This is a genomic window from Candidatus Hakubella thermalkaliphila, from assembly GCF_013281975.1.
Taxonomy (GTDB): Bacteria; Actinomycetota; Humimicrobiia; order Hakubellales; family Hakubellaceae; genus Hakubella; species Hakubella thermalkaliphila.
In genome coordinates this window covers 1-14774 of sequence record NZ_BLRZ01000044.1, presented here as the reverse complement: position 1 = coordinate 14774, position 14774 = coordinate 1, and the positions used below count along the sequence as shown (strand labels likewise).

The 14774-nt window shown below is 46.9% G+C and carries 22 protein-coding genes, 5 tRNA genes and 1 pseudogene; 25 read left to right on the top strand and 3 right to left on the bottom strand.

Annotated features, from left to right (window positions below; genetic code table 11):
• Positions 1-120: 120 nt before the first annotated feature.
• The 4 genes from HW443_RS05675 to HW443_RS05660 all read left to right on the top strand — a co-directional run bounded on the left by HW443_RS05675 (position 121) and on the right by HW443_RS05660 (position 1229).
• Entirely contained in the window at positions 121-450 is a 330-nt protein-coding gene (locus HW443_RS05675; protein ID WP_176236320.1) for a nucleotidyltransferase domain-containing protein, read from the top strand.
• Positions 447-881: a HEPN domain-containing protein gene (locus tag HW443_RS05670; protein WP_176236321.1), complete on the top strand. Its 435-nt coding sequence runs from the start codon at positions 447-449 to the stop codon at positions 879-881. Before HW443_RS05675 ends, HW443_RS05670 begins: the two co-directional genes overlap by 4 nt.
• Positions 882-1034: 153 nt before the next feature.
• A tRNA-Gly gene (locus HW443_RS05665) sits at positions 1035-1109 on the top strand.
• A gap of 43 nt (positions 1110-1152) precedes the next feature.
• Positions 1153-1229: transfer RNA gene (locus HW443_RS05660), tRNA-Arg, on the top strand.
• Positions 1230-1592: 363 nt separating this feature from the next.
• Here the strand turns inward: HW443_RS05660 and HW443_RS05655 are convergent.
• On the bottom strand, positions 1593-1961 hold the full coding sequence (locus tag HW443_RS05655) for a VanZ family protein (protein ID WP_176237108.1): 369 nt from the start codon (positions 1959-1961) through the stop codon (positions 1593-1595).
• A 231-nt stretch (positions 1962-2192) separates the two neighbouring features.
• On the opposite strand from HW443_RS05655, the gene HW443_RS05650 reads away from it, so the two are divergent.
• From HW443_RS05650 to HW443_RS05565, 18 genes and pseudogenes are all read left to right on the top strand, one after another.
• Complete coding sequence (locus tag HW443_RS05650; RefSeq protein ID WP_176237221.1) at positions 2193-2417, top strand: DUF433 domain-containing protein; 225 nt, start codon at positions 2193-2195, stop codon at positions 2415-2417.
• A gap of 74 nt (positions 2418-2491) precedes the next feature.
• Positions 2492-2803 (top strand): DUF7718 family protein, encoded by a 312-nt coding sequence (locus tag HW443_RS05645; protein WP_176237222.1) that lies wholly within the window; start codon positions 2492-2494, stop codon positions 2801-2803.
• Positions 2800-3072, top strand: a complete 273-nt coding sequence (locus HW443_RS05640; RefSeq protein WP_176236342.1) for a DUF5647 family protein — start codon at positions 2800-2802, stop codon at positions 3070-3072. The genes HW443_RS05645 and HW443_RS05640 overlap by 4 nt, the downstream gene beginning before the upstream one ends.
• An 88-nt stretch (positions 3073-3160) precedes the next feature.
• Entirely contained in the window at positions 3161-3421 is a 261-nt protein-coding gene (locus tag HW443_RS13900) for a sugar transferase (protein WP_176236343.1), read from the top strand.
• 65 nt (positions 3422-3486) lie between these two features.
• On the top strand, positions 3487-3753 hold the full coding sequence (locus tag HW443_RS05630) for a type II toxin-antitoxin system HicB family antitoxin (protein WP_176236075.1): 267 nt from the start codon (positions 3487-3489) through the stop codon (positions 3751-3753).
• Entirely contained in the window at positions 3746-3982 is a 237-nt protein-coding gene (locus HW443_RS05625) for a type II toxin-antitoxin system HicA family toxin (RefSeq protein WP_176236066.1), read from the top strand. The genes HW443_RS05630 and HW443_RS05625 overlap by 8 nt, the downstream gene beginning before the upstream one ends.
• Before the next feature lie 106 nt (positions 3983-4088).
• Entirely contained in the window at positions 4089-4328 is a 240-nt protein-coding gene (locus tag HW443_RS13895; RefSeq protein ID WP_176227002.1) for a DUF2283 domain-containing protein, read from the top strand.
• A gap of 45 nt (positions 4329-4373) precedes the next feature.
• A complete protein-coding gene (locus HW443_RS05615; protein WP_176236067.1) occupies positions 4374-4580 on the top strand; it encodes a type II toxin-antitoxin system HicB family antitoxin in 207 nt (68 codons plus the stop codon).
• Positions 4580-4807, top strand: coding sequence for a type II toxin-antitoxin system HicA family toxin (locus HW443_RS05610; RefSeq protein ID WP_176236068.1), 228 nt, complete (start codon positions 4580-4582; stop codon positions 4805-4807). The genes HW443_RS05615 and HW443_RS05610 overlap by 1 nt, the downstream gene beginning before the upstream one ends.
• Positions 4808-4879: 72 nt before the next feature.
• Entirely contained in the window at positions 4880-5173 is a 294-nt protein-coding gene (locus HW443_RS05605) for a hypothetical protein (protein WP_176236069.1), read from the top strand.
• Positions 5170-5556: a toxin-antitoxin system TumE family protein gene (locus HW443_RS05600; RefSeq protein ID WP_176236070.1), complete on the top strand. Its 387-nt coding sequence runs from the start codon at positions 5170-5172 to the stop codon at positions 5554-5556. Before HW443_RS05605 ends, HW443_RS05600 begins: the two co-directional genes overlap by 4 nt.
• A gap of 59 nt (positions 5557-5615) precedes the next feature.
• Positions 5616-5822, top strand: a pseudogene (locus HW443_RS05595) (YgiT-type zinc finger protein); the annotation flags it as partial.
• Positions 5823-5930: 108 nt separating this feature from the next.
• Positions 5931-6007: transfer RNA gene (locus HW443_RS05590), tRNA-His, on the top strand.
• A gap of 23 nt (positions 6008-6030) precedes the next feature.
• Positions 6031-6107: transfer RNA gene (locus tag HW443_RS05585), tRNA-Arg, on the top strand.
• Positions 6108-6183 (top strand) — tRNA-Lys (locus HW443_RS05580).
• 123 nt (positions 6184-6306) lie between these two features.
• Positions 6307-6540, top strand: coding sequence for a hypothetical protein (locus HW443_RS05575; protein WP_176236072.1), 234 nt, complete (start codon positions 6307-6309; stop codon positions 6538-6540).
• Complete coding sequence (locus tag HW443_RS05570) at positions 6540-6884, top strand: type II toxin-antitoxin system PemK/MazF family toxin (RefSeq protein ID WP_176236073.1); 345 nt, start codon at positions 6540-6542, stop codon at positions 6882-6884. Before HW443_RS05575 ends, HW443_RS05570 begins: the two co-directional genes overlap by 1 nt.
• A 123-nt stretch (positions 6885-7007) precedes the next feature.
• On the top strand, positions 7008-7307 hold the full coding sequence (locus HW443_RS05565; protein WP_176236074.1) for a hypothetical protein: 300 nt from the start codon (positions 7008-7010) through the stop codon (positions 7305-7307).
• 644 nt (positions 7308-7951) lie between these two features.
• Here HW443_RS05565 and HW443_RS05560 read toward each other — a convergent pair.
• A complete protein-coding gene (locus HW443_RS05560) occupies positions 7952-8995 on the bottom strand; it encodes a LytR C-terminal domain-containing protein (RefSeq protein ID WP_176235737.1) in 1044 nt (347 codons plus the stop codon).
• A gap of 629 nt (positions 8996-9624) precedes the next feature.
• Here HW443_RS05560 and HW443_RS05555 point away from each other — a divergent pair.
• Positions 9625-10581: a tetratricopeptide repeat protein gene (locus HW443_RS05555; RefSeq protein WP_176237975.1), complete on the top strand. Its 957-nt coding sequence runs from the start codon at positions 9625-9627 to the stop codon at positions 10579-10581.
• Between the two features lie 5 nt (positions 10582-10586).
• Here HW443_RS05555 and HW443_RS05550 read toward each other — a convergent pair whose 3' ends face one another.
• On the bottom strand, positions 10587-12404 hold the full coding sequence (locus HW443_RS05550; RefSeq protein WP_176235735.1) for a hypothetical protein: 1818 nt from the start codon (positions 12402-12404) through the stop codon (positions 10587-10589).
• Between the two features lie 592 nt (positions 12405-12996).
• On the opposite strand from HW443_RS05550, the gene mltG reads away from it, so the two are divergent.
• Both mltG and HW443_RS05540 read left to right on the top strand, forming a co-directional pair.
• Positions 12997-13965: an endolytic transglycosylase MltG gene (mltG, locus tag HW443_RS05545; RefSeq protein WP_176235734.1), complete on the top strand. Its 969-nt coding sequence runs from the start codon at positions 12997-12999 to the stop codon at positions 13963-13965.
• Between the two features lie 71 nt (positions 13966-14036).
• The coding region (locus HW443_RS05540) for a metallophosphoesterase (protein WP_176237974.1) at positions 14037-14774 on the top strand (738 nt) is incomplete at its 3' end.

Sequence of the window (14774 nt, the reverse complement as noted above, 5' to 3'; positions counted from 1 at the left end):
TAGAGGGAACTTCTTGCGCCAGGTAAACACGAGGTTTACTGAAAGCTTACGTTTTCACCAGGTTAGGTGGAGGGTATGCTATTATTAACTGGAATTCAGGTTTTTGAGGAGTGAACAATCATGAAACTCACCGAGAAGGAAAGAAGAATTATTAAAGAGTTTAAGAGAAGAGCCGAAAGGCAGTTTCCTGGGGAGATTCTCAGTGTGATGGTTTTTGGATCAAAAGCAAGGGGAGACGCTACAAGGGCATCTGATATTGACATTCTGGTTGTCACCCCATCTGACGACTGGGCGTTGGGAGATAAAATCAGGGAAATAGGTTATGAGTTAGATGAGGAAATTGATTTTGCTCTATCTATTCAGGTTATTTCAAAAAATCACCTGGCCTACCTAAGAGATAGAAACTTCCAATTTGTCAAAAACATTGAGCGGGACGGAATAACAATATGAGACATCCCCATCAAGAAGAAATAGAAAAAGAGATCCAGCGGTCAACAAAATCTATAGGAGCTGCAGAGCGTCTATTTGAAGAAGGATTTCTTGAAGATGCTATTTCCCGCTCTTATTATGCGATTTTACACGCTGCAAAGGCAGTTTTGCTTTTTGAAAATATACGGGTTGATTCTCATGAAGCTGTAAAGAGACTTTTTGGTCTGCATTTAATAAAGACGAGTAAAATTGACTCAAAATATTCTAGAATACTAAGAGAACAGCAAGATGACCGATATCTGGCTGACTATGATGTCGCATTTTGTCCAGAATCAGAGCGAGTCCAAAAGCGTATTGAGGATGCAAAGGATTTTCTTGAGGCCATGCTTAAATATCTCCAAGAAAGAGGTATTGATTTCAGTGAGTCGGAAGGGAATGTTGTCCACAAGTGAAGAATTCGGCCCCTCCCCCCGCTGATAAAAAATTGATATAATTACTCCACAAAGGGAATATGGCTCCTGGTTGGTTGTGTGGCTCACCAGCTCTCCAAAATGTTCCCTTGACCAGAGTAACCTCTTTGGTAAATAATAGCGGATGGTTAGCGGGCGGGAATAGCTCAGGTGGCAGAGCGTCAGCCTTCCAAGCTGAATGCGCGGGTTCGAGTCCCGTTTCCCGCTCCATATTTGCCGTTGAGTGCCCGAATTGACTAATAATGTTTAAAGTGCGCTCGTAGCTCAGGTGGACAGAGCAACGGACTTCTAATCCGTGGGTCGGGGGTTCGAATCCCTCCGGGCGCGCCACCATTTCACCTAATCAAAGGCTATTTGGCCGCCGCTTAATCCCACCAGATTATCATTTCGATCCCCTTTGTGGCCAATTTGTGGCCAAAATTTTCAGGCACTTCGCTAAAGGCCCTGAAGCTAACTCACTTTTGGCTACCCTGAGTCCTGCCCGGTACAGAACCAAATGTCTGGAAGGACGCCGGAAAGTTGCTTGAAAAAGGCGTCTTGATAAACCGTGCTCATTGCGCTCCTTTTTAGCACTTCCCATCCCCATCTCAGCTCGCTGACATTTATAGTGTATAGCATGACTTCTGGTGGGCTACAAAGCCCGGTCTGGCTATCGATGTATAGTTTGGCAATCCAAACGATGAACTTGCCTCTCTATCTTAAGGATCTTTTGACCTTATCCCTTGCCATTAGATATAACAGCATCAACACTACTCCAGCAGTGTTGGCAAACAAGTCTACTAAGGAAAACTCCCTGTAGGGTAGTATCGCCTGAACTAGCTCCATTGACAAACCGTAAGCAAAAGAGAAAACTCCTGCCCATAAGATTATCTTCTTAATTCTTAGCCTGAAGGTAAAATAGAATATCCCACATGTTATTAGATACATAATAAAGTGAGCTATCTTGTCAGATTTCTCCGGTGCTCCAACTTCTGGCACGGGTAGCAGAGATAAAGCAGTAATAACCCCAATCCACAGGATAAATATTAATTCAAAAGAAAACGGGATTGTCCTATGGTTCATTCAAATACATTCTTTTCTCTTGGTCATTATGAACGTAGCGAAGAACGTGTGAGACTATTCAGGGAGTTCACCCTTGAGCCTTGAGATTCTTTGACAGCAAGCTGCGTCACAATGATATTAGACGAATACTTGAAGGAAATAAAGAGGATAGCTCTATTCTCATCCCTCCGCATCAGTCCTTGTAATGAGCATGGGCATGTGGTAATAATGAAAGTAACAAGGGGATAACACATGGAGAGATTAGACCGCATTACGATTAACCCGAACATCTGTCTGGGTCAACCGACGATTCGAGGCATGCGCATCACGGTCAGCGTCATCCTTAAGATGCTGGCGGGCGGCAAATCCATCCAGGACGTGCTCGATGCTTATCCAGAGCTGGAACTTGAGGATGTGCAACAAGCAATCAAGTACGCCGCCTGGGTTGTCTCGGATCAAATGGTACTAACAGCGTAAGGGGACTTTGTGTGACCGCTATCCGTCTCCTAAGTTTTTGGCGCTGATATCTTGGAAGAAGCAAAGAGTGGGAGATGCCAGAGAAACAGTATCTAATAATGCTTGATATGGACGCAAGGAAAAGGCATTACCATATTTCAGAAGCTGGTAAGATTACAAATTTTGTTGTTCAACTTGAGGTGAAAACTGGTGGGTTATGGAAGGAAGTAATACGTTATGATTGTGCGCATGATTATGTGCATAAAGATTGCTATAATATTAAAGGAAGATGCAGGAAGGTAAATCTTTACCTGGACTACGAAGATGCTTTAACTCTGGCAGACGACGACATTAATGAACATTGGGAACTTTACAGGGAGAAATTTTTAAAAGGAGATTTTCCATGACAAATAAGCAGAGATATGTAGAAAAAAACAGCATGCTGGTTAAGGAATTTGATAGGTACATTTTAGAGCATCCTGAATTTGCTGATAGTTTACCAGATAATGCTCTTGTTGTTATGCAGATTGAGGGTGATGAAGAGTTTAACAACTGGGCAAGAGAAACAGCACAAAGTGTGGCTGAAAAGGATAATCCAGTGGTGTATGTGACAATCACAGAATTGAAACCTGTACGCTCACGTATAGAAAGATTGAAGCTCGAATCAGTTGCTTAATAGCTGATAGCCGATGAGGAGCAGGTGAAACTCTTTCTTAGGGAGAGGATGGAGTAGCAGGTCCACATTTCTCCTGGAGGCTTATGATATGCAAGTCTTCTATCAGGATTTAACTCGCAAGGTTCCCATTGAGCATGTGCATGATGCGTCATTTACCCCTATCCTCATTTCTTGTGCCAAGTGCAGTTTATACAATCGAAGAGTCAAGCGAGTTCTTGATCTTGCCTTATCATTGGCATGCATAATGCTCTCTTTGCCGATTGCATTGTTTGTCGCCATTGCGATTAAGCTGGAGCCCCGGGGACCTCTCTTCTTTTGGCAGGAGCGGGTTGGGTGGGGGGCGACGTGATAAACGCGGGACGTTTTAAATTAAAAATGAGACATATCGTTTGAAGAAAGGAGGCAACCTATAGAATGGATTTCTATACCACAGTATTGAGAAGAAGCGGAAGCTATTGGGTGGGGCTTTGCCTTGAAAATGGATTAGTAGGCCAGGGGGCCACAAAGGATGATGCGATTAGAAAACTTAAAGAAGCCATAGAGTGCTTTGAAGAGGAATGTAAAAAAGAGGGCGATATATATCATGCGCCTATTTCCATAAAAGAACTCCATGAATTCCTAATAGTTGAGGGGAAGGAGCCAGTCTTGGAAGAATATGAATTAAGAGCAGTCTATGCCTAAAAACATTCCTTCCCTGAAGCCAAAAGAATTGATACGATTTTTGGAATTAGGTGGATGTGCCCTTTTGAGAGAAGGTAAGGGAGATCATAAAATATATTTCCGTTATCACGAAGGGAAGAAGAGAGTGGTTCCTATAGACATGGGAGCAAAAGAGTTGTCCCCGCCTTACGTTTTGCGTATTTTCAGACAGTTCGGTTTTTCAGATGATGAGATAGAAGCTCTATTATAAAAAGATTAAAGAGCGGTGCTGTTAAAAAAGATGCTTATGCCTTTGATGTTGAACAGGATTTCTGGCAGTGGGAAGAAGCTGAAACACTGAAAAAACATTACGAAGAATCGCGGCGAGAAAGCCCATCATTTCAAGTACATTTTTAAATGAGGCAACAGGGAATCCCTTAAAAGAGAATGGACTTAACCCAGTTTCTGCTTTCCCTGTTACTCCTGGTGTTCATGCTGACTTTGACCAAGATGAAAAACTTATCGGGATAGAAGTCATTGATGCCTCAGAAGTTATAGGTGGAAAAATAGAATTTGAGCTACCAGAAGTTATCCATGCAAGTACTATGAGGGTCTGAGATAGCTAAGTGTTTAAACTGTCTCCTTTCAAGCGGAGGTAAGTTATGATATATCGGGTAGTTATAGAAAAGGGTGAGGACTTTGGATATGTGGTCCATTGCCCAGCCATTCCCGGGTGCCATTCCCAGGGAGAGACAATTGAAGAAGCTCTCGAAAATATTAAAGATGCTATAAGGGGATGTCTGGAAGCCTTAGACAAGGACTTGTTTCCTCCTACCGGAGAATTGGCCTTTTTTGAGGTTGCCGTCTAATGGCAAGATTGCCTGTAATTTCAGGTAAGCAGGCAGTGAAGGCTTTCGAGAAAGCTGGTTGGACTGTCGTAAGAAGGGGCAGTAGCCGGCACATCATCATGAAAAAAGAAGGGATGATAACCACCCTTTCAATCCCTGATCATAAAATTTTGGATCGGGGTCTCCTAAGATCACTAATACGTGATGCTTATATTTCAATAGAGGAATTCAATAATCTCTTGGAATAATTTTGTGGAATGGGCAGGAGACTATCAGCATTACCAACATGAGTCAACATTTGAGGCCAGAGGGGGCGGGCGATGACCATACAGGGACATGCGATTCTCAGAACAGTGGCCGAAGAGCTGCACGTCTCAGAAGACGACCTGCTGAGGCAGGGGCTACGCAGCTTCTTGGAGCGCCAACTCCGTCAGGTCAAGGCTGAGATCTTTGAGATCAGCGGCCGCTATGGCGTATCTAGCGTTGAGGAGATGGAAGCCCACTATGAGGATGCCACGCTGGAAGAGGCCGATTCCTGGCGGGATTTGCAGCGCCTGGACCATCTAGAGTATAAGCGGGACCGCCTGCTGCAGCTTCTTGAGACCCTGTCATGAGTCTGGTGGATGTCGAGCGACTGCGCGAGATCGCCGAATTGGAGTGTGCTGACATCGTGGTGGAAGCTTTCGTCCCCGGCGTCAACGAAGTTCGTGTCATCCTGACCGACGGCAGCTTTGTGGATATCTGGTTCTCGCTGAAATTAGCGGACCGATATAGTTACTACAGGGAGCGTCGGGCGGTTGACGGCACCATCTACCGGCAGGACAATGCACTCCACAAGCGCTGGCAGTCGGTGGCGACCTTTCCCAAACACTTTCACATCGCGAGTGAAACTAACGTTGTGGAGAGTCACCGGAGCGAAGTTCCCGAGGAAGCGCTGCGGGAGTTTCTGACCTTTGTACGAGACAGGATGAGCGCCCCATCCGGAAGTGCTCAATGACCGTTCGACAACACACCTCCATGTCCTCACCCGACCTCACCTGGTAGCAATATAAGGGAAAGATCATCATTCTGGAGAATATGCCTGCTGAGGTATGTCGCCAGTGTGGTGAGGTGCTACTGCGCCCCGATATCCTGGAAAGGGTGCAAGAAGTGGTGTGGTCTGAGGTAGCTCCTAAGCGCACGGCTTCCGTACCTGTGTATGATCTGGCACAGGTAAAAGTGGGAGACAGGGGGGAAGTTGATCGGTCTTGTTTTCCCTGTTAAAATAGGTTATGGCGAGCCATGGAGAAACATGGATAAAGACCCCGGCCAGCCTTCTAATCCGTGGGTCGGGGGTTCGAATCCCTCCGGGCGCGCCAGAAAACTGTTGTGGTGGACGTAGCTCAGCTGGTTAGAGCGCAGGATTGTGGCTCCTGAGGTCGGGGGTTCGAATCCCCTCGTTCACCCCAATTTTTGTCCGTGATAATGGTTTGCGCTCGTAGCTCAGGTGGATAGAGCGACGGACTTCGAATCCGCAGGTCGGGGGTTCAAATCCCTCCGGGCGCGCCAGGGTCGTTAGCTCAGATGGTAGAGCACCGGACTCTTAATCCGGGTGTCGCAGGTTCGAGGCCTGCACGACCCACCAACATTTTACCTGGTCAGAGGCTATTCAGATTGTAGCTATATTGACAAGTAGCCCTCGTTTAAGCCAATTTGCTACCAATTTGCTACCAAAATTTCCGATTCCCTGTTTTGGGGAGGATAAGTTATGTCGATCAAAGAACAAGTCACCCAAGAGCTCGACAGCTTGAGCGAAGCCGAACTCAAAGAGATTGCCGAATACGTGACCTTTCTGAAATTTCGGGCTCGGGTCAAGGCGAGGCCGGCACTCGCTGAGACCCAGTTAGCTGCTCTCTACGCCGAATTTGCTGACGAAGACCGCAAGCTTGCCGAAGAAGGGATGTCAGATTACGCCAAAGGGTTAATAAAAGAGGACGCTTGATGACCACCAACCGTGGCGAAATCTGGCTGGCAAATCTGAATCCCACACGTGGTTCGGAACAGGCAGGGATTCGGCCCGTGCTCATTTTTCAAAACGATGTGGTAAGCAAATTTGCCCCGACAGTTCTGGCCATCCCATTGACGACCAACTTACGTCGCGCCTCTCTACCTTCGTGTGTGCAAATCTCCAAGGGCGAAGGTGGGCTGGCGAGCGATTCCGTTGTGCTCTGTCATCAGTTGCGAGTTTTGGATAAGACACGGTTGCAACGAAAGCTCGGAACAGTGAGGCAAGAGACACTCTCGGCAATTGAAAGCCGGGTGCTGTTTACAATGGGTATTGTCTGATACAGGGACATCGCCTAATACAAAGTTTGCAGCTACGCTACGCTTAGCCTAACTTGCTTCTCCAGTCCGTAAATGCTTAAACGTTGCGGGAAGTTGCCGCTTAGAACGATGAAGCAACCACGGATGAGACGCGATGAGAAGGTCCTGCTTAAGCCCCTGGTGTATCTGGAAGAGAAACTAGCCTCTCTGGGGGAGCCCCAAAACGCCACCCAGAAGCGCCTTAAGACCCTCTGGAAGCATAAACTCAGCCACACCAAAAGAATGCTTCTGGCTGTAAGGGATGGCAAAGAGGCCCGCTTTTGGGTGGATTATCCGGCAGAGCCGGAATCCCAGGTGGGATTTGAGCTAGCCGCTGAGCTTCTGGTGGAAGACATTCTAAAGCAAGGTTCCCCAAGACAGAAAGAGACTTTCTCCACCCCGTAAAGCATGAGCGGAAACCAGATCATAGTTTGTAGTATCGGGGGAAGGGCTATCTTTGGTAATAGAAATCCGGAGAGCGAAAAGCACAATCCAGCCAAAATGGCTGATGCCCTTTTGATATTCAAAGAGCGCAAAAAAAGATATAAGAAGAGGCCGCCTAAGAGAAAGTGCAGGAAGTTGCTTAAGCCGTAACTGTAGTTGATTGGAAATAACAGGTCAAGAATTAAATTGATGGGGTAAAGCAAGGCCGCCTGAGGATTGCCTATTACTGTAACCCCACCAGCCTGATCAGGATTCCAGAGGGGAAAAATCCCGGAAGAAATACTGGCGTTACTGCAAAAACCAGATTTTGGGCCAATTTACCATCCGATTTAGATTCGCCGGACAGAGCCAAATACACAAATTTTGACCTTTTTGCAGTAACGCCAATACTGTTTTTTATAAATACTCGAATGGGCACAAATTGGGTCATGGGGTCCATATAATTGGGGACTTTACCCAGAAATACCAGGGGGTAAAAAATTGCCAACAAGGGCACAGCAAGGGCTAATAGCGGAAATAGCCTTTCATATTTCTTGGGAATATGAAATGATTTAGGAGTAAAGAGATTGAGAATTGAAAAGTGCGAAAGATCGGTTATCAGTTTTCTACCTATTCCCTAATACGACAACGATATCAACATCGAGAAGTGGTTCTTCCTCCAAAATGGCTGAATACTTGGGTTTGATTTCATCGGCCACCAATTGCGCAACATCTTTAGCCCCTGATCTGTAACGGATAACGGTCTGAGCGTAATCATACCGGTCGGCATCTCCTATATAGCTGATGTTAAAACCATTCCTTTTAAGAAGATCGGCAATCTCTCTAGCCGAACCCGCAATGCCATTTCCGTTAAGAACATCTATCCTCGCCTTGCTTTTATCAATAACTGGTTCAGAGACCAGCCCACCCTTTTTATCTCGCCCCAGGATAAGCACAATGTCTATGTCCGCATCGGCAGATAGATTTGAATAAAGCAAAGCGGGATAGAATTTCTCAATTTCTTGGGCTACAGCATTTGCTATGTCTCCTTGCCCAGGCTTATGACGGATAAAGGTATGGGGATAAGCATCGTAGTCTGCATCTGCGATAGCTTGGATATCAAAGCCGCTTCCCTTTAAAACATCAGCAATCCTTGCAGCTTCTCCTGCCACCCCATTTCCATTTAACACTTGAATCTTGATTTTACTCTTATCGATTTCTAAGGATGGTTTAGCTTCGGGTGCCCTCTCCACCTTTGGTGGGGGTGATGGTTTAGCCTCGGGTGCCTTTTCCACCTTTGTTGGGGGTGCTGGTTCAGCTTTCGTTGTCACTTCTGGCGCAACTTCTTGCGCCTTCTCACTAACAAAGAACCACCGTCCTGCAAGGTAAATGCCACCCCCTAAAGAAACCACGGTAATCAGAGCCACTAGCCCGATCAAGAATCGACGTCTAGCCTTTCTGCGGCCAACAGTAGCACGAGAGGAAAGCCGCTGTGAGATTTCCCCAACTTTAGGAGCTATCCCTGGCTCAGGCACAGGTGTTCCAGATTCCTCCCCCTCGACTGATACTCTTCTCTCCCTGAACAATTCAATTAATTGGAAGAACACCCCCATAGCCAGAAAAGCGTAAGCTACGTTCGCAGCTGATTCCGCCTTATAATCATCTCCCATTATCAGGGGAATGGGGCAAAGAGCCAACAAAAACAGAGCAATACCGATGGAAACTCTGGAATCAAGCCTATAAGCCAGGCACAAAAGAAAATATGCTATGAGAAGGTAGGGAAGGCGTACCATGAAACCAAAAATTCCTATAATCCCGAAGAAGGTGCTAAAAAGTATGGCACCTGCAAGGAAAGCCGCTATGGCATAAAGACCAAAGCGAGCACTTGGAACAAAATCTGCCAGGCGCTTGGGGATTGTGGGCATCTTTATTTCCAGCCGATAAGGTTTCCCTCCTTTACTAAGGGTAATCCTCGCAATCGAGCGTGCTTCTTCCTGGAGGTGTGACTTTGACTCCTTGGACATGGGTACTCGGTAAATGTAGATACCGATCAATATGATCAAGAACCCGCTTATAACTCCAATAACCAAAATGAGCCAAGGTCCCATCTTTACCCCGAACCTTTCACCTCAAAACTGCAATCTTTTACTTATTCTCTCTTCCAAAGGACAGTCCTGTATCTCTGTTTTCCAATCCCAAACCAAATATTTCCAAAAAATACTGATTCTAATATTGTACCCAGAAAATAAATCTGCTACAATATTACAAAATCTTAAGAATCTTGAGCAAAGGCAAATCAATGAAAAGAAGTGGACTTTTATTCATTTCCATAGGAGTTATAGTCATTTTATCCTCAATCACACTTTTCTTCATCACAGGCAGTCCAGGTGGGACGCCGACTGACCATTTCCAAAAGGGAGAAGCGCTTTTTGCACAGCAAAAATGGGACGAAGCCATAGAAGAATACACCAAAGTGATTGCGCTGGATCGCCGATTCATAAGCGCATATAGAAGACGGGCAGAGGCTTATCGTAACAAGGGAGATATCGATGCCGCAATCTTTAATTACAAGAAAATAATTGAGCTAGATCCCGAAAACATAGATAATCGCTTTCAGTTGGCTTCGCTTTATTCTTCACGGGGAGACAACTATAGTGCGCTTGCTACCCTCAAAAAAGCAATGGAAATAGACCCCAAAAATCCCTTTCCCTTTCAGAGAACCGGGGATATCTACGCTGCCATGGGTCGATATCAAGATGCCTTGGCTTCCTACAGCAAAGCCATAGATTTAGCTCCATCACTTGCAGGGCTCTACCTAAGCCGAGCCGGGCTTTATTTAGGCAGGGCTGAATATGATAAAGCTTTGGCTGATTATAGCCAGGCTATCAGAGTCGACCCCAGCAATGAAGGGCTTTATTTGACTCGGGCAAACTTTTATGTTCAGAGAAAATCTTATGACCTGGCCATGTCCAACTACGACAAAGCCATCCAATTAAACCCCAAATATTATGAGGCATACGTGGCACGAGGTCGTTTATATCATACCTTAGAAGATTCCCAAAAAGCAATCGCCGATTTTACTAAGGCTATTCAAATCAATCCAAAAAGAATAGAGGCTTATGGTGCTCGGGCGGAAATATGTGCTTCTGAAAATATGAAGACTCGGGCCATAAACGATTACTTAAAAATGATCTCACTGACCACAGACGAGAATTTAATCGCCCAACTTAGACAGAAAATCGAAGAACTGAAATAATAGATCTATTTTGAAGTTTTTATTGAAGGCGAGGAAAGTACTTTTCTGCTTTTCCTCAGGCGATAAAGGTCCACAGGAATGAGAATAATGAACAGGGGAACAGCTATCAGGCTGGCCCATCTAAGGGCAGCCAGGATGTCTACACCCCGATATTCCAGAACCAGATCATATTCCCCTGCTTCTTTGATAAACCACAGATTTCCGCCCTTCTCATCCTGGTAGTGCAGAGGGATGACCTTCCCCTTGCTGGTAAGCAGCCAGTTGGGGTTGTAGGGGGAGTTCAGATACAAAAAGAAAGGAGTTTCGCTCTTCGCCCGCACCCAATACTTTATCCGGTTTATCCTCTCCCAACTGACAGAGGACCCTGCCTGTTGTCCTCCCTCCTCCCCTACATCGGTTCCAGAGCTTCCGGCGCTGGACACGGCACTCCTCTCAGATTCTTTGAGCAGAAGAATGCCCCACACCCCAGCACAGTCAAAGTTATAGCTGGGCACAGAGTTTTTAAGATAAACCCTATGGGTTCCCTGATCCAGGTAGATCTTACCTAAATCAGCTAGACCTTCCTCCAATCTCCCAGAGGCCACAGATTGCCACTCTCCTTGATCTACCTTCACTCTCAAGGTCTTGAGAGTACCCTGCCACCTTTCTCCAATCAGAAGCCGGTAGCTTCCCTCATGGGCCACCTGGACCTCTATTGACAATTGTTTAGCCTGGTTATTGATGAAGCCGATATTGTAGTCTCCTAGGAAATCAGCGGAAAATTCTTTGCTCTCTTTTACCGGAGATACAGTCACTATCCTTCTTAAGGAAGTTACGCCAGTATCCTCGAACCAAAACTCCCCTTCTTTGACCAACTGGTAGGAGAGCATAAAAGTACCCCTTGTAGATGGGCTTCGCACCCTAGCCTCAAGCGTCACCTTTTCGCGCGGCCCTACCTTGCGGGGCAGAGGAGTCCTGAGGCCGTCACGGATGATGATCTCTTTCCTCTCTGGATCACTCCACCTGTAGCTAAAGTGGATGGGATTGTCTCCCTCCACCTCCCAGGTGGCTGAACCAGTGTTGATGATTTCCATAGGCACAGTGTACTCTCTATCCGGCTCCATCCACTTTGGGGTCTCATTCAGGTCGTTATAGGCAGCTCCGTAGATGATCTCCTTTCCTTTCAGAAATCGGGAGGGAATCTCTTGCACCAGAACAACCCCAAAGGACTTTTCTAAAGCCCTCCGGGCCTCTTTTTCATGCGACCTTAAGGGGTAGATCAGGCCGCTCGATAAAAGCCCCCTGGCCTCTAGCCTGGGCTCGGATGAGCCCAGCACTTTTCTTATCTCCGCCTGATAGAGACTGTTGACCATAAAAAAGGGAAGAGGTAACACCAAGAGCAAAAAAAGATAGACATAGGCTCTCCGCAGAAGGGCAAGGTAGCCCCTGTCTCTAATTTTCTTCACTAAAGGGCCAAGGGGAATAAAGAGGAGGCCGACACCAGAAAACCCCAAGGCATAGCTGGCCAGGCTCTGGGCCAGGAGCTCTGCGCCGACCATGAAGAAATAAAGAGAGCTGACCAAAAAAAGCAAACTTGAGACTATGAAATAGCGATAGTCCAAACCCCCATAGAAAGCCACCCCCAGGAGAAGAGCCAAAAGAAAAGGAGGGATAAACCAATAGGCTTGGAAAGGGGGAAGGCTTAAGGAAAAGAAAAGCAAGGACAAGAGAACTAAATAGGCAATGAAGTATAAGCCTGTGTAGGAAAGCTCGATTTTCAGATCAACTTGGCCCCACTGGGCCGATATTTCTAGGAAGCCGTCTTCGGTCTTTACTTTAGCCATTCTGATCCTCAGCTCGTTTTCTGACCAGACCTTCAAAGCTCCACAGACATGCTTAAACTATTAAGACTTTATGATCTCCCCTGACATTTGCACTAATACTAACACATAAAGGTCAAATGTGGCAAATGTGGCGGGATAGCAGGAGAAATCTCAATTTTTGTAGAAAAGGGTACAGAATATGAGCAGAATAATATTTGACGGTGCTTTTATTTGCACCAACAAGGTCCGTTAATTTGATTAGCAGGCCTCCATGGTGGCGCCTTACAAGAGATCACAGCATCTATGTACCTCCCAAGCTACCTTGAAGGAGTCAAAATGCTTGCCATTTTCTGTACTTCGAGCAACAATCCAAGATGACTACCATTTCTTTGTTTTCCGACAGCTCGCTGTGGCGAGGCAAAGTCAAGGGCCGGCAGGCTCGGCCGGGCTTGGGTGACAGGATCTGACAGGCTGGGGAGTTAATATATGTAGCAGAGCAACAATGGAAGTACCTGTGAGTTCTGGGTAGCTGCTCGCCCAAGATCGAGAGGAAGCAAGTGGTTTTGGAGAAGCAGCGGCAAAGAATAGTTTGATATGAAAAGAAGGTTTTACTATGTCAACTTGGAACAGAAGTAAAAAAATCATCATGGGAGTGGCAGTAGTTCTCATAGCCAGCTTTCTCTTGGCTCTCTTTGCTCTTTATCAATTTTCTGCTCCCCAAAGTAAGGCTCCTAAAGAGAGAATGGTTATTAACTTAGGGACCTCAGAAAAAGAGCTGATTCATCAGCTCCATATCCAAGGCTATATAAGAAGCCCTTGGGCTTTTAATATGGTCCTCACTATCAAGGGCTGGCACGGAAAAATTGAGCCCGGGGGCTATCTCATCTCCAAAGCTATGTCCGCCTGGACCTTAGCGGACACCCTGGTTAACCACCCCTACCAGAGATGGGTTCTCTTGCCTGAAGGACTTAGGGTAGAAGAGCTGGCGGAGATCCTTGGGTCAAAACTCAGGTGGGGTGAGGAGCAGAAATCCGATTTTCTTAATTTCGCCCAGGAAGGCTATATGTTTCCCGATACCTACCTGCTCAATTTAGATTATTCAGGAAAAGAGGTAGCCCAAAGACTGATGAGCAATTTTAATGAAAAAGTTAGAGAACTTTTCCTAGAAGCCCAGCAGGCCAACATTCGCAATGATACTCTTATTATCCTGGCTTCTCTGGTGCAAAGAGAGACTGCAAGTGAAGAAGAGATGCCCCTGATTTCAGGAATCATCTGGAATAGGTGGCTAAAAGGGATGAGGTTTGAGATAGATGCTACTGTACAATATGCTTTAGGAGAGGAGGGGAATTGGTGGCCTATGGTAAAACCAGAAGACTATAAAGTTGATTCACCTTATAACACCTATCTTTATGAAGGACGCCCCCCGGCTCCCATTTGCAGTCCTGGACTAGCCGCCATCAGGGCGGTTATCTATCCTGAGGAAACTGAGTATCTTTATTTCTTGCACGACCAAGGAGGCAAAATTCATCCTGCCCGCACTTATGAACAACATTTGCAAAATATTGAGAAATACCTAAAATGAGTGTCGCCATGAGTAGACGGTGAGTCACAGTGAGCGAAACAGCGAACGGTCTACCAACTAAGCAACGTATTATGTCTCGCCGGACGTTCCTGAGACTTGGTTGCGGCACCCTGCTGAGCGGGGTAGTGGCGAGCGTGCTGGGGCCGGTCTACGCGACTGAGGTTGAGCCCCGCTGGCTTGAAGTGATCCGTCTGAGCATCCTGCTACCTGGCTTGCCAGAGGCACTGGACGGCTTCACCATCGTCCAACTCAGCGATTTCCACCTGGGGCCACACGTGAGCTCCGAGGACCTGCGTCGCAGTGTGGAAGTAACCAACACCCTGGGGGCCGACTTGGTTGTCCTGACTGGGGACTTCGTCTACCGCTCAGCCGGCTATAGCACCCCTTGCGCTCGCGAGCTGGCATCGCTCCGGTCTCGCTACGGCCTCTACGGCGTGCTGGGCAACCATGATGTCTGGACCGATCCCGACAAGGTGGCCAGCAACCTGACCAAGGCAGGTATCGTAGTGCTGCGGAACGGACGGCATCCTCTAGAGGTGAAGGGTGTCCGTCTCTGGCTTCTGGGTATCGAGGACACCGGCTACACCGGCTTTCTGGGCAGCTCTTTTGGCGACTTCCGGGCCATGTGGCAGGAGGCGGCTGCTGGGCTGGTCCGCCTGCTCACAGGGATACCGAATGGGGAATCGAGGCTGCTCCTGGTGCACAACCCCGACTTTACGGAGATGTTGCCAGAAGGACGGATTGACTTGGCGTTGTGTGGCCATACCCACGGTGGGCAGGTGCGTTTGCCTTTTATCGGCCCACCGGTG

Bases quoted from the DNA above. Each gene is read 5' to 3' on its own strand.
- HW443_RS05675 (WP_176236320.1), top strand. From the start codon at position 121: ATGAAACTCACCGAGAAGGAAAGAAGAATTATTAAAGAGTTTAAGAGA.
- HW443_RS05670 (WP_176236321.1), top strand. From the start codon at position 447: ATGAGACATCCCCATCAAGAAGAAATAGAAAAAGAGATCCAGCGGTCA.
- HW443_RS05655 (WP_176237108.1), bottom strand. From the start codon at position 1,961: ATGAACCATAGGACAATCCCGTTTTCTTTTGAATTAATATTTATCCTG.
- HW443_RS05650 (WP_176237221.1), top strand. From the start codon at position 2,193: ATGGAGAGATTAGACCGCATTACGATTAACCCGAACATCTGTCTGGGT.
- HW443_RS05645 (WP_176237222.1), top strand. From the start codon at position 2,492: ATGCCAGAGAAACAGTATCTAATAATGCTTGATATGGACGCAAGGAAA.
- HW443_RS05640 (WP_176236342.1), top strand. From the start codon at position 2,800: ATGACAAATAAGCAGAGATATGTAGAAAAAAACAGCATGCTGGTTAAG.
- HW443_RS13900 (WP_176236343.1), top strand. From the start codon at position 3,161: ATGCAAGTCTTCTATCAGGATTTAACTCGCAAGGTTCCCATTGAGCAT.
- HW443_RS05630 (WP_176236075.1), top strand. From the start codon at position 3,487: ATGGATTTCTATACCACAGTATTGAGAAGAAGCGGAAGCTATTGGGTG.
- HW443_RS05625 (WP_176236066.1), top strand. From the start codon at position 3,746: ATGCCTAAAAACATTCCTTCCCTGAAGCCAAAAGAATTGATACGATTT.
- HW443_RS05615 (WP_176236067.1), top strand. From the start codon at position 4,374: ATGATATATCGGGTAGTTATAGAAAAGGGTGAGGACTTTGGATATGTG.
- HW443_RS05610 (WP_176236068.1), top strand. From the start codon at position 4,580: ATGGCAAGATTGCCTGTAATTTCAGGTAAGCAGGCAGTGAAGGCTTTC.
- HW443_RS05605 (WP_176236069.1), top strand. From the start codon at position 4,880: ATGACCATACAGGGACATGCGATTCTCAGAACAGTGGCCGAAGAGCTG.
- HW443_RS05600 (WP_176236070.1), top strand. From the start codon at position 5,170: ATGAGTCTGGTGGATGTCGAGCGACTGCGCGAGATCGCCGAATTGGAG.
- HW443_RS05575 (WP_176236072.1), top strand. From the start codon at position 6,307: ATGTCGATCAAAGAACAAGTCACCCAAGAGCTCGACAGCTTGAGCGAA.
- HW443_RS05570 (WP_176236073.1), top strand. From the start codon at position 6,540: ATGACCACCAACCGTGGCGAAATCTGGCTGGCAAATCTGAATCCCACA.
- HW443_RS05565 (WP_176236074.1), top strand. From the start codon at position 7,008: ATGAGACGCGATGAGAAGGTCCTGCTTAAGCCCCTGGTGTATCTGGAA.
- HW443_RS05560 (WP_176235737.1), bottom strand. From the start codon at position 8,995: ATGGGAGATGATTATAAGGCGGAATCAGCTGCGAACGTAGCTTACGCT.
- HW443_RS05555 (WP_176237975.1), top strand. From the start codon at position 9,625: ATGAAAAGAAGTGGACTTTTATTCATTTCCATAGGAGTTATAGTCATT.
- HW443_RS05550 (WP_176235735.1), bottom strand. From the start codon at position 12,404: ATGGCTAAAGTAAAGACCGAAGACGGCTTCCTAGAAATATCGGCCCAG.
- mltG (WP_176235734.1), top strand. From the start codon at position 12,997: ATGTCAACTTGGAACAGAAGTAAAAAAATCATCATGGGAGTGGCAGTA.